Source organism: Pseudomonas sp. HN2-3, assembly GCF_020691745.1.
GTDB classification, from domain to species: Bacteria; Pseudomonadota; Gammaproteobacteria; order Pseudomonadales; family Pseudomonadaceae; genus Aquipseudomonas; species Aquipseudomonas capeferrum.
In genome coordinates this window covers 4,325,730-4,338,965 of sequence record NZ_CP085704.1, presented here as the reverse complement: position 1 = coordinate 4,338,965, position 13,236 = coordinate 4,325,730, and the positions used below count along the sequence as shown (strand labels likewise).

7 protein-coding genes are annotated in these 13,236 nt (G+C 63.0%); 4 read left to right on the top strand and 3 right to left on the bottom strand.

Translation table 11 applies throughout. The features are described 5' to 3' along the window. The first annotated feature begins 219 nt into the window (after positions 1-219). A complete protein-coding gene (gene fadD1, locus LJX93_RS19645) occupies positions 220-1,917 on the top strand; it encodes a long-chain-fatty-acid--CoA ligase FadD1 (RefSeq protein ID WP_033699681.1) in 1,698 nt (565 codons plus the stop codon). Between the two features lie 187 nt (positions 1,918-2,104). On the opposite strand, the gene LJX93_RS19640 is transcribed toward fadD1, so the two are convergent. Both LJX93_RS19640 and LJX93_RS19635 read right to left on the bottom strand, forming a co-directional pair. Beyond that, a complete protein-coding gene (locus LJX93_RS19640; RefSeq protein ID WP_033699680.1) occupies positions 2,105-3,412 on the bottom strand; it encodes an NAD(P)/FAD-dependent oxidoreductase in 1,308 nt (435 codons plus the stop codon). Between the two features lie 25 nt (positions 3,413-3,437). Beyond that, positions 3,438-4,802 (bottom strand): glutamine synthetase family protein, encoded by a 1,365-nt coding sequence (locus tag LJX93_RS19635; protein ID WP_033700192.1) that lies wholly within the window; start codon positions 4,800-4,802, stop codon positions 3,438-3,440. Positions 4,803-5,247: 445 nt separating this feature from the next. On the opposite strand from LJX93_RS19635, the gene hrpA reads away from it, so the two are divergent. Beyond that, positions 5,248-9,153: an ATP-dependent RNA helicase HrpA gene (hrpA, locus tag LJX93_RS19630; RefSeq protein WP_227696300.1), complete on the top strand. Its 3,906-nt coding sequence runs from the start codon at positions 5,248-5,250 to the stop codon at positions 9,151-9,153. Between the two features lie 177 nt (positions 9,154-9,330). Then, entirely contained in the window at positions 9,331-10,452 is a 1,122-nt protein-coding gene (locus LJX93_RS19625; RefSeq protein ID WP_033699677.1) for a beta-ketoacyl-ACP synthase III, read from the top strand. 139 nt (positions 10,453-10,591) lie between these two features. Here LJX93_RS19625 and LJX93_RS19620 read toward each other — a convergent pair whose 3' ends face one another. Next, the gene (locus LJX93_RS19620; RefSeq protein ID WP_047583807.1) at positions 10,592-11,836 is read right to left on the bottom strand and encodes a putative porin; all 1,245 of its coding nucleotides are present in this window, start codon (positions 11,834-11,836) and stop codon (positions 10,592-10,594) included. A gap of 262 nt (positions 11,837-12,098) precedes the next feature. Between LJX93_RS19620 and LJX93_RS19615 the strand changes: the two genes are divergently transcribed. Beyond that, a complete protein-coding gene (locus tag LJX93_RS19615) occupies positions 12,099-13,226 on the top strand; it encodes a GNAT family N-acetyltransferase (RefSeq protein WP_033699673.1) in 1,128 nt (375 codons plus the stop codon). Positions 13,227-13,236: the final 10 nt, after the last annotated feature.

Below are 13,236 nucleotides of genomic sequence, written 5' to 3'. Positions count from 1 at the left end.
CGACATTTTGGATAATTACTCTAAAAATGACCTGTATTGTTCATTGAGTCATTTTTGTGACCGTAAGGCCTGTTTTGGCCTCTAGGCGACCCCTGGCAAAGCTGTTACTCTCGGGCCGCTTTCAGATGATCCGGTTTGCAATGAGCCGTCATCACATATCAATAATAAGCGCATCGACGCGTGAATCGAACTTCGCTGTTGCTGAAGGAGTGGGCTTCCATGATCGAACATTTTTGGAAGGATAAATACCCAGCCGGGATTACGGCGGAAATCAATCCTGACGAATTCCCCAATATCCAGGCGGTACTCAAGCAATCCTGCCAACGCTTTGCCGACAAACCGGCCTTTAGCAACCTGGGCAAGACTATCACCTATGGCGAACTGTATGCGCTGTCGGGGGCATTTGCCGCCTGGCTGCAGCAGCACACCGACCTGAAACCGGGTGATCGCATTGCCGTGCAACTGCCCAATGTCCTGCAATACCCGGTAGCGGTATTCGGTGCCATGCGTGCAGGGCTGATCGTGGTCAACACCAACCCGCTGTACACCGCGCGGGAGCTGGAGCACCAGTTCAACGACTCCGGCGCCAAGGCGCTGGTGTGCCTGGCCAACATGGCCCACCTGGCTGAAAAAGTGCTGCCCAAGACTCAGGTCAAGCATGTCATCGTCACCGAAGTGGCCGACCTGCTGCCGCCGCTCAAGCGCCTGCTGATCAACAGTGTCATCAAGTACGTGAAGAAGATGGTGCCGGCCTACAACCTGCCGCGTGCCGTGCGCTTCAACGACGCCCTGGCACTGGGCAAGGGCCAGCCGGTCACCGAAGCCAACCCGCAAGCCAGCGACGTCGCGGTGCTGCAATACACTGGCGGTACCACGGGCGTGGCCAAGGGCGCGATGCTGAGCCACCGCAACCTGGTGGCCAACATGCTGCAGTGCCGGGCGCTGATGGGCTCGAACCTGCATGAAGGTTGCGAGATCCTGATCACGCCGCTGCCGCTGTACCACATCTACGCCTTCACCTTCCATTGCATGGCGATGATGCTGATCGGCAACCACAACGTGCTCATCAGCAACCCGCGTGATTTGCCGGCGATGGTCAAAGAGCTGGGCAAGTGGAAATTCAGCGGCTTCGTCGGCCTCAACACCTTGTTCGTCGCCCTGTGCAACAACGAGGGGTTCCGCGCCCTGGACTTCTCGGCGCTGAAAATCACCTTGTCTGGCGGCATGGCCCTGCAACTGAGCGTGGCCGAGCGCTGGAAGGCCGTGACCGGGTGCGCCATCTGCGAAGGTTACGGCATGACCGAAACCAGCCCGGTGGCTGCGGTCAACCCGTCCGAGGCCAACCAGGTCGGTACCATCGGTATCCCGGTGCCCTCGACGCTGTGCAAGGTTATCGACGACAGTGGCAATGAACTGCCGCTGGGCGAGGTGGGTGAACTGTGCATCAAGGGCCCGCAAGTGATGAAGGGCTACTGGCAGCGCGAGGACGCCACCGCCGAGATCCTCGACAGCCAAGGCTGGCTCAAGACCGGTGACATCGCGTTGATTCAGCCGGACGGTTACATGCGCATCGTCGACCGCAAGAAGGACATGATCCTGGTCTCGGGTTTCAACGTGTACCCCAACGAGCTGGAAGACGTGCTCGCCGGCTTGCCCGGTGTGCTGCAGTGCGCGGCCATTGGTGTGCCGGACGAGAAGTCGGGTGAAGTGATCAAGATGTTCATCGTGGTCAAACCGGGCATGACCGTGACCAAGGAGCAGGTGATGGAGCACATGCGTGCCAACGTCACCGGTTACAAGGTGCCGCGCTACATCGAGTTCCGCGATACGTTGCCGACCACCAACGTGGGCAAGATCCTGCGCCGTGAATTGCGTGACGAAGAGCTGAAGAAGCAGGGCCTCAAAAAGATCGCCTAACCCACGCAGCGATCGATGTAGGAGCGGCCTTGCGTCGCGAAAGGGCCGCAAAGCGGCCCCGACAATCTATGCGGCGAAGCTGAAACTATGCGGCGAAGCTGAAACTATGCGGCGAAGCTGAAATCTTGGGGCCGCTACGCGCCCCTTTCGCGACGCAAGGCCGCTCCTACACCAGCACGCGCGTCGATCAGCGCAGTTTCTCAAGCATCTGGTAGTACCACATTCCCGCCGCCAACAGCGGATTCCCCAGCAGTTCCCCCATTGGCACCCGCACATGCTTGCACTGGGCAAAGGTATCGAACTTCTCCAGAGTCCCGGTCAGCGCTTCGGCCATGATCTCGCCCATGATGTGGCTGGTGGCAATGCCATGCCCGGAATAACCCTGGCAGTACCAGACATTGTCCGAGAGCTTGCCCAGTTGCGGGATGCGATTGACCACGATACCCATGGCGCAGCTCCACTGGAACTCGATCGGTACCCCTTTGAGCGCCGGGAAGGTGCGCTCGATGCACGGGCGCAGCTCTGCTTCGATATCGCGTGAATCGCGCCCGGAATAGTTGGCGCCGCCGCCAAATAGCAAACGCTTGTCGGCAGTCAGGCGGTAATAGTCGAGGACAAAGCGGCAGTCGTATACCGCCAGGTCCTGCGGGTTGATCTGCTCGGCCAGCTCGCCCAGCGGTGCGGTGGTGACGATGCCGCCCATGGCCGGAAAGATCTTGCCCTTGAGCTTGCGCTGTTCCAGCTTGTGATAGACATCGCCCGCCAGCATCACCTGGCGGGCTTCGATCCGCCCCTGGGCTGTCACTACTGCCGGGCGCGGGCCGTGGACGATGTCCAGCACCTCTGAGTTTTCAAAGATCAATGCCCCCAGGCTATGGGCGGCACGCGCCTCGCCCAGGCACAGGTTGAGCGGGTGCAGGTGCAGGTTGCGTCGGTTCTTCAATGCACCCAGGTACAGCGGGCTTTGCAGGTGCTGGGCCATGGCGTTGCGGTCGAGCATCTGCACCTGGTCGCCCATGCCGCGACGCTGGGCTTCGGCCTCGAACCCGCGCAGCTCGTTCAGGTGCGACGGTTTCATCGCCGCATGCAGGTGGCCGCGCTTGAGGTCGCAGTCGATACCGTAGCGGGCCACCCGTTGCTCGATGACCTGGTGCCCGCGCCAACGCAGGTGCCAGATGAAATCATCCACCTCACTGCCCAGGCGGTTGCGCATCTGTGTACGCATGGCTTCGTCGCCCGACAAGCTGCCGGTCACCTGCCCGCCATTGCGCCCGCTGGCACCCCAGCCGATGCGGTTGGTTTCGACGATAGCCACTTTAAGGCCGCGCTCGGCCAACTCCACGGCAGTGGCCACGCCGGTGAACCCACCGCCGATGATCGCCACGTCTACCTGCTCGGTGCCCTTGAGGGTCGGGTACTGCGTATGGTCATTCAGGGTGGCGTTGTAATAGGACGGCGCACGTTGGGCCGGCCCCTGGTTCAGTGCTGCGTTCATGGGTGTTCCTTGTTATGAATGGGGCTCAGGCCTGGTGCAGGTACCAGCGCCAGTCCTGCTCGCTGACTTCGGCCATGAACTGGCGGTACTCGGCGCGCTTGACCTTCAGGTACACGCCGAGGAAGTCCGCGCCCAGTGCTTCGCGCGCCCAGTCCGAATGCTGCAGGGCATCCAGGGCGGTCAGCCAGTCGGTGGGCAGGTGCTCGGTGGCCTGGGCGTAGCCGTTGCCTTCAACGGGGGCGCCAGGGTCCAGCTGTTCGCGAATACCTCGGTGGCTGGCGGCGAGGATTGCCGCTGCCGCCAGGTACGGGTTGGCATCGGCGCCACAGATGCGGTGCTCCACGTGCCGGCTGTTGGCCGGGCCGCCTGGTACCCGCAGGCTGACCGTGCGGTTGTCGACCCCCCAGGTCGGCGCAAGTGGCGCGTAGCTGTTGGCCTGGAAGCGGCGGAACGAGTTGGCGTTGGGGCAGAACAACAACAGCGAATCGCGCAGGTGGCGCAGCATGCCGGCCACCGCTTGGCGCAACAGTGGCGTACCGGCCTTGTCTTCGCTGGCGAACAGGTTGTTGCCGGCGCTGTCGGCCAGGCTCAAGTGCATGTGCATGCCGGTGCCGGCCAGTTGCGCGAACGGTTTGGCCATGAAGCAGGCCTGCATGCCATGGGCATGGGCCACGCCTTTGACCAGGCGCTTGTAGCGTACGGCCTGGTCCATTGCCGCCAGGGCATCGCCGTGCTCAAGGGTGATTTCCACCTGGCCGGGTGCATACTCGGAGATCGCCGTGCGGGCCGGAATGCCCTGGGCCTTGCAGGCAGCGTAGAGGTCGGCGAGAAACGGCTCGATCTGCTCAAGCTCACGCAGGCCATACACCTGGGTGCTGCGTGGCCGGCCGCCGTCGTTGTCCAGGGCAGGCTGCGGTCGGCCCTGGGCATCACGCTTCTGGTCGAGCAGGTAGAACTCAAGCTCGCAGGCCATCACCGGGTGGTAGCCGTCAGCCTTGAGTGCATCGATGGTGCGCAGCAGCACATGGCGCGGGTCGGCAATGCTGGCCGGCAGGCCCTCGCTGGGGTGCATGCTGACCTGCACTGCGGCAGTCGGCACGCGCCGCCACGGCAGGCGTACCAGGCTGCCCTCCAGCGGGTAGGCGCGGCAGTCGATGTCGCCGACATCCCAGACCAGGCCTGAGTTTTCGACGTCATCGCCGTTGAGGGTCAGGCCCATGATGGTGCTGGGCAGCGGGCGACCGGTCTGGTACACCGCCAGCAGTTCCTCGCGGTGCAGCAGCTTGCCGCGGGGTACACCGTTGGCGTCGAGGATGAACAGTTCGATCAGCTCGATATCGGGGTTGTCGGCCAGGAACTGGCTGGCGTGTTCGGGGTTTGCAAAGTGCATGTCGGATTCGCTCATGGGCGCACATGACCGCCGCGGGCAACCGTGGGGTCAAACTGAAACGATCGGCCAGCAGCGGGCCGGGTTTGGTCAGTGATGCGTGAGCGAAGTATCCGGTGGGCGCGCGTGGCGACAGTGCCACAAGGCCCAGAACGCGAGGATGATGTGCACCAGCGGATTTTCACCGGCACGGGTCCGGGCCTTCGGGAGCGAAGGGCGGGACTGCGGGGGCACGGTGAACGGGGCAGGGATCATGCCTTTGATACTCACATGCGGCGTAAGGTTGATTAAAGCAGTGAATGGCAACCTTTACATCGGTGTCGGCTAAACATTTGCGGCGAGGTGCTGGGTGCAGGAGCCAGCAGAGAACGGGCAAATCTGCGACAATCGCGCCTCTTCAAATGCCGATCATGAAAAAGCAGGCCCACCTGCATCACTAAAAAGCCCCATGACAGATCAAGCCATCGACCAGCTCCTGAAAAACATCGACCACGCCATGATCGCCGACCGCCATCGTCTGCGTCGGCAACTGCATGAGCTGCGCAAGCGCCCCGACGAGGCCAAGCTCGCCCAGTGGGCGGAAAAGGTCCAGGCCTCCTGCGCCCAGGTCACCGCGCGCCAGCAAAGCGTGCCGACCGTGCGTTACGACGACAGCCTGCCCATTGCAGCCAAGCGTGACGAGATCAAAAAGGCGCTGGCTGAGCACCAGGTGCTGGTCATCGCCGGTGAGACCGGCTCGGGCAAGACCACCCAGTTGCCGAAGATCTGCCTTGAGCTGGGGCGTGGCAGCCATGGCCTGATTGCCCATACCCAGCCACGCCGGATTGCTGCGCGCAGCGTCGCCGCCCGTGTCGCCGAAGAACTCGGCACGCCGCTTGGTGGGCTGGTTGGTTACCAGGTGCGTTTCGAGGACCAGAGTGATTCCAACACCCTGGTCAAGCTGATGACCGACGGCATCCTGCTGGCTGAAACCCAGCACGACCGCTTTCTCGAACGCTACGACACGATCATCGTCGACGAAGCCCACGAACGCAGCCTCAACATCGACTTCCTGCTCGGCTACCTCAAGACCCTGTTGCACCGCCGCCCGGAACTGAAGCTGATCATCACCTCGGCGACCATCGACCTCGAGCGTTTCTCCAAGCACTTCGACGGTGCACCTATCATTGAAGTCTCCGGGCGCACCTTCCCGGTAGAAACCTGGTACCGCCCGCTGACCAGCGAGCAGGACGAGGAAGGCAACCAGATCGAGGATGACCTCACCGTCGACCAGGCCATCCTCGCCACCCTGGATGAACTGGCGCAACACGAGCGCAGCCAGGGCAAGGGGCCGGGTGATGTCTTGATCTTCTTGCCGGGTGAGCGGGAAATCCGCGACGCGGCCGAGATCCTGCGCAAGGCGCAACTGCGCCATACCGAGATTCTGCCGCTGTATGCACGCCTGTCGCCCGCCGAGCAGCAGCGCATTTTCCAGTCGCATACCGGGCGCCGGGTGATCCTGGCCACCAACGTTGCCGAGACCTCGCTGACGGTGCCGGGCATTCGCTACGTGATCGACACCGGCACCGCCCGCATCAGCCGCTACAGCTACCGGGCCAAGGTCCAGCGCCTGCCGATCGAGGCGGTATCCCAGGCCAGTGCCAACCAGCGTAAAGGCCGTTGCGGCCGGGTCGAGCCTGGCATCTGCGTGCGCCTGTACAGTGAAGAGGATTTCAACGGCCGGCCGGCGTTCACCGACCCGGAGATTCTGCGCACCAACCTGGCGGCGGTGATCCTGCAGATGCTGCACCTGCGCCTGGGTGCGATCGATGCGTTCCCGTTCATCGAGCCGCCGGATGGCAAGGCTATCAGCGATGGTTTCAACCTGTTGCAGGAGCTCTCGGCGGTCAACCGCGAAAACCAGTTGACCCCGCTCGGGCGGCAACTGGCGCGTTTGCCCATCGACCCACGGTTAGGCCGCATGCTGCTTGAAGGCGCCCGTCAGGGCAGCCTGCAGGAAGTGTTGATCGTCACCAGTGCGCTGTCGGTGCAAGATCCGCGCGAGCGGCCGCCGGAGCGCCAGCAGGCGGCCGACCAGGCGCATGCCCAGTGGAAGGACGTCGACTCCGACTTCGCCGCGCTGGTCAATTTGTGGCGGGGCTTCGAGGAGCAGCGCCAGGCGTTGACTGCCAGCCCGCTGCGCAACTGGTGCCGTAAGAATTTCCTCAATTACCTGCGCCTGCGCGAATGGCGTGATGCCCACCGCCAGTTGGCGCTGATCTGCCGGGACCTGCAATTGACGGTCAACAAGGAACCGTCCGATTACCAACGGATGCACAAGGCAATCCTCAGCGGCCTGCTCAGCCAGATCGGCCAGAAGACCGAGGAGGGCGATTACCAAGGTGCCCGCCAACGGCGCTTCTGGGTCCACCCGTCCTCGGGGTTGGGCCGCAAGCGTCCGCAGTGGGTGATGGCCGCCGAGCTGGTGGAAACCACCAAGCTGTATGCGCGCATGGTCGCCCGCATCGAGCCCGACTGGATCGAGCCGCTGGCGGCCCACCTGGTCAAGAAGAACCACTTCGAACCGCATTGGGAGAAGAAGCGCGGGCAGGTGGTGGCGTACGAGCAGATCACCTTGTACGGGCTGATTCTGGTTGGCCGCCGCCCGGTTCACTTCGGCCCGATCGACCCGGTGACATCGCGGGAGCTGTTCATTCGCGAGGGGCTGGTGGGCGGCGAAATCCAGTCGCGGGCCAAGTGCCTGTCGGCCAACAAGCGCCTGCTCGAACAGCTCGACGAACTGGAGGCCAAGGCCCGCCGGCGCGACATTCTGGCCGACGAAGAGACCCTCTACGCCTTCTACGAAGCGCGCCTGCCTGAGGACATCCACCAGACCGCGACCTTCGATGCCTGGTACCGCATGACCAGCCAGAAGGACGCCAACCTGCTGATCATGCGCGAGGAAGACGTGCTGGCCCGTGAGGCCAGCGAAGTCACCGCAGCGCAGTACCCGGACAGCCTGCAGGTGGGGGACTTGCGCCTGTCGTTGAGCTACCACTTCGAACCGGGCCACCCGCGCGACGGCGTGACGGTGCGGGTACCGGCACCGCTGTTGCCGAGCCTGCCGGGCGAGCGCCTGGAGTGGCTGGTGCCGGGCCTGCTCGAAGCCAAGTGCGTGGCGCTGGTGCGCAACCTGCCCAAGGCGCTGCGCAAGAATTTCGTGCCGGTGCCGGACTTCGTCAAAGCTTCGCTGGCCCGCATGACTTTCGCCCAGGGCGCGCTGCCCCAGGCGTTGGGCCAGGAGCTGCTGCGCATGACCGGTGCACGTGTTTCCGACGAGGCCTGGGCAGAATCTGTCAGCCTGGTCGAAGGCCACCTGCGGATGAACATCGAAGTGGTCGATGCCCAGGGCAAGTTCCTTGGCGAAGGCCGCGACCTGGCCGAGTTGACCGCGCGTTTCGCCGCTGCCAGCCAGGCCGCGCTGGCGGTGCCACGCAGCGAAAACGCCGAACGGCCGGTGCAGGCGAAGGCGTTCAGCGAAGTGGCGCAGACTACCCAACAGAAGATCGCCGGCCTGTCGATGACCGTGTACCCGGCGCTGGTGGAGGAAAACGGCACTGTTCGCGAAGGGCGTTTCTCGACCCAGGCCGAAGCCGAGTTCCAGCACCGCCGCGCCTTGCAGCGCCTGTTGTTGCAGCAGTTGGCAGAGCCTGCCAAGTTTTTGCGCGGCAAGCTGCCCGGGCTGACCGAACTGGGCTTGCTGTACCGCGAGCTGGGCCGTGTCGAGGCGCTGGTCGAAGACATTCTGCTGGCCAGCCTGGACAGCTGCATCCTTGAAGGCGAACAGCCGCTGCCCCGCGACGGCGCGGCCTTGGCCGGGTTGGCTGAGCGCAAGCGTGGCAGCTGGGCCGAGCATGCCGAGCGCCTGGCGCGCCTGACCCTGGAGGTGCTCAAGTTGTGGCATGGGCTGCAGAAGCGCTTCAAGGGCAAGATCGACCTGAGCCAGGCGGTGGCGCTGAACGACATCAAGCAACAATTGGCCAACCTGGTGTACCCGGGCTTCGTGCGCGAAACCCCGGGTGCCTGGTTCAAGGAGCTGCCGCGTTACCTCAAGGCCGTGGAGCTGCGCCTGGAGAAGCTGGGCTCGCAGGTGCAGAAGGATCGCGTCTGGAGCGGCGAGCTGGCCAACCTCTGGGCCCAGTACAAGACGCGCGCCGACAAGCACGCCCAGGAGGGCAAGCGCGATGAGCAACTGACGTTGTACCGCTGGTTGCTGGAAGAATACCGGGTGTCGTTGTTCGCGCAGCAGCTAGGGACGAAAGTGCCGATTTCTGACAAGCGATTGAGCAAACAGTGGAGCCAGGTGGAAGGCTAACTGCCTTGATTTGTGGCACACTTCAAGGCGTTTGGGGGCCGCATTGCGGCCCTTCGCGGGTAAACCCGCGCCCACAAGGGCGCGGCCCTCGCCTTTGAATTGGCACTAAAGTGCCATTATTCAGTCATGTTTCCAGCCAGCGCCCCGTGGCGATGGCCTTTGACCAGAGGAACGACCGTGCATAACGTCGTGATCAGCGGCACCGGCCTGTATACCCCGGCCCAGAGCATTTCCAACGAAGAACTGGTGGAGTCCTTCAATACCTGGTCGCAGCAGTTCAACCGCGACAACGCCGCCGCGATCGAGCGCGGTGAGATCGAGGCAGCGCCGCTGTCCGACGCTGCTTTCATCGAAAAGGCCTCGGGTATCAAGAGCCGCTTCGTGCTGGACAAGGCCGGCATTCTCGACCCGCAACGCATGAAACCGCGCCTGCCAGAACGCTCCAATGACGAGCCGTCGGTTCTGTGCGAAATGGCCGTGGCTGCAGCGCGCCAGGCACTGGAGCGTGCAGGCCGCACCGCTGCCGATGTCGATGGCGTGATTGTCGCCTGCTCCAACCTGCAGCGCCCGTATCCAGCCATTGCCATCGAAGTGCAAAAGGAACTGGGCATCGAGGGCTTCGCCTTCGACATGAACGTGGCCTGCTCGTCGGCCACCTTCGGCATCCAGACCGCCGCCAACAGTGTGCAACTGGGCCAGGCGCGTTCGGTGCTGATGGTCAACCCCGAGGTCTGCACCGGGCACCTGAACTTCCGCGACCGCGACAGCCACTTCATCTTCGGCGATGCCGCCACTGCGGTGCTGATCGAGCGGGCCGACCAGGCCACGTCCAGGCACCAGTTCGAGATCGTCAGCAGCAAGTTGTGGACGGGGTTCTCCAACAACATCCGCAACAACTTCGGCTTCCTCAACCGCGCGGCGGAGGAGGGTGAAGGGGCGGCAGACAAACTGTTCATCCAGGAAGGGCGCAAGGTGTTCCGTGAAGTGTGCCCGAAGGTCGCCGAGCTGATCGGTGAGCACCTGGAGGCGAACGACCTGCAGCCGAGCGACGTCAAGCGCTTCTGGCTGCACCAGGCCAACCTGAGCATGAACCACCTGATCGTCAAGAAGCTGCTGGGGCGTGAAGCCACCGAGGAAGAAGCACCGGTGATTCTGGACCGTTATGCCAACACCAGTTCGGCAGGGTCGGTGATTGCCTTCCACCTGTACCAGGATGACCTGGCCGAGGGGGCGGTGGGCGTGCTGAGCTCGTTTGGTGCGGGGTATTCGGTGGGGAGTGTGATTCTGCGCAAGCGCTAGGTTTTTTCAAGGACCTGTACCGGCCCCTTCGCGGTTTTATCCGCGAAGGGGCCGGCGCATTTCTGGCAGACGAAAAAAGGCAGGAAATGCCGGATGGGGTCGGCATTTCCCGCCTTGAGTGAAACAGAGAAGCGGTTGCTTAGAACTTGGCTTCCAGGTCGACCTGCAGCGTATCGACATCCGCATTGCTGTTCGGCAACTGCGACAGATCGGTCTTGGCCATCAGGTAAGCAGCACCCAGCGAGAAGTTCTTGTCGATTTCGTAACCGACCTTGAACTTGTGCCCGCGCGAACCGGTGAAGCCGTTGCCGAAGTCGGAGTCGGTGAACAGGCTGACCACAGCGTTGCGCTGAACATCACGGTAGTTGTAGTCCAGGCTCCAGGCGCCAACCTTGGTCTTCAGACCGGCCAGCCAGGCCTGGTCTTCACCGTCGGTGCTCTCGGTGTTTTTCACGTACTGGCCGTAGGCCGACAGCGGGATGGCGAAGCCGGTGAAGTCCAGCTGGCCGAAGCCTTCCACCAGGTTGAACTCGTTGGTGGTGTTGCCGAACGACTGCAGAATGGCCGCTTCCTTGTCGTTGTCGTAGCCATAGATGCTCGCACCCACGGTGACCTTCAGCACGTCGGCGGGGGCGAACTTGGCACCCAGCTGGCCGTGGTAGACCTGCGCGTCATGCTTGTACTGCACACCGTCGCCGTCGACGTTGTCCTTGAGGGTGTACTGGCCCGCACTGGCGAACACTTCGGCGCCGCCCAGGTCGGCCTTGTAAGTCGCTGCTACGCCTTCGGGGTTGATATCGCTGTCCCAGATGATATCGCCCATGCTCACCCATGGCTGGGGCATCTTGCCGCCGATCAGGTGCAGGTTCGGCACCGCCGTCGGGTGCCAGTCGAGGTAGGCCAGGTCGACCCACAGCGACTTCTTGTCGAAGTAGTTGTCAAGGCTCTGGTTGGTGGAGCGACGGTCGGCGCTGCTGCCGGTGGCGATGCGTACGCCGGCATCGACTTGCGGGTTGATCTCGCTGTAGAAGCCGACACGGGCACGAACGCGCTGGCGGTCCTGGTTGCCGCTGCTGCTGTTCGGCTCGTCGACGTTGACGTCTTCGTAGCGCAGGCGCACATCACCCTTGATCTGGGTCTTGGCGGCCCATGCCACTTTCTGTTCAAAGGAACTCATACGTTCGGACTGAGCTTTCTGGTCGGCCTTTTCCTTGGTCTCTTTTGCCAGATCGCCTTGCAGTTCGTTGTACTGCGCCTGGTTGATCGAGCCATTGGCGCGGAGCATTTCGAGCAACTTGGCGTCGACAGCAGCACTGGCCGGAGTACTCAGAGCCAGCATCATGCCGGTGAGGCTCACTCCGGTAAGTGTGGAAACAAGACGCATAAGGTTCTCCCTACTGAAAAAAATGGGGGAGGCTCAGCGCCCGCCCCTGTGTTGGCATGTCTTCGGAAAGGGCCTGAATAGACAGGTTCTGGGGTTCCGGAAAACAGGCGCAAGTATTGCGAGGGGGGATTACAGATTAATGTCGAATTAGTGGCACTGTTGTTAAGCCATCGGGCATGAATGAGTTGGCCGGGCGATCGTCATTTGAGTGATGGGCCCTTCTTCCGGGATACTGAGTGCCTCAAGAAAGCGAGTCGAAACCGTGACCAGCCTGTACAGCCTTGCTCATCTGCGTGATCTTCCGGCGGCCACCTGGGATGCCCTGGTGCCCGCTGGCCAGCCGTTTCTGCGCCACGCCTTCCTCACTGCGCTGGAGGACAGCGCCAGCGTTGCACCGTCGACCGGCTGGGCGGCCGAGCACTTGGTGCTGGAACGGGAAGGGCAGGTGCGCGCGGTCATGCCGGCCTACCGCAAGTGGCATTCGTTTGGCGAGTATGTGTTCGACCACGGCTGGGCCGATGCCTGTGAGCGGGCAGGCATCGCCTATTACCCCAAGTTGCTCGGCGCGGTACCGTTCAGCCCGGTCAGCGGCCCGCGCCTGCTGGCTGCCGACCCCGCCGACGGCCTGCTGGTGTTGCAAGCGCTACCCGAATACCTGGGCAAGGGCGGGCTTTCTGGTGCGCACATCAACTTCACCGACCCGGCCCTGGACCAACAGATGGCCAGCTTGCCAGGCTGGATGGAGCGCCTTGGTTGCCAGTTTCACTGGCGTAACCGCGGTTATCGAGACTTCCAGGATTTCCTCGACACACTCAGCTCGCGCAAGCGCAAGCAGATGCGCAAGGAGCGCGAACAGGTGGCCGGGCAGGGCATCGACTTCCAGTGGTACCGGGGGGAGCAACTGACGGAGGCGCAGTGGGATTTTGTCTACCTGTGCTACGCCAACACGTATGCGGTACGCAGGCGCGCCCCGTACCTGACCCGTGAATTCTTCAGCCTGCTGGCCGAGCGCATGCCCGAGGCACTGCGGGTGGTGATGGCGAGGCAGGGTGGGCGTGACGTGGCCATGGCCCTGAGCCTGGTGGGCGACGACAGCCTATATGGCCGTTACTGGGGGTGCCTGGATGAATTCGACCGGCTGCACTTCGAGACCTGCTTCTACCAGGGCATGGACTTTGCCATTGCTGAAGGCTTGCAGCGCTTTGATGCGGGGGCCCAGGGCGAGCACAAGCTGATCCGTGGGTTCGAGCCGGTGCTGACGCGGTCGTGGCATTACCTGTTGCACCCGGGGTTGCGGCGGGCGGTCGAGGGGTTCTTGTTGCAGGAGCGCGAAGGGGTGCAGGGGTATGCCGAGGAGGCGCGGGGGATGTTGCCCTACCGCAGGGATTGAAACCTGCCTC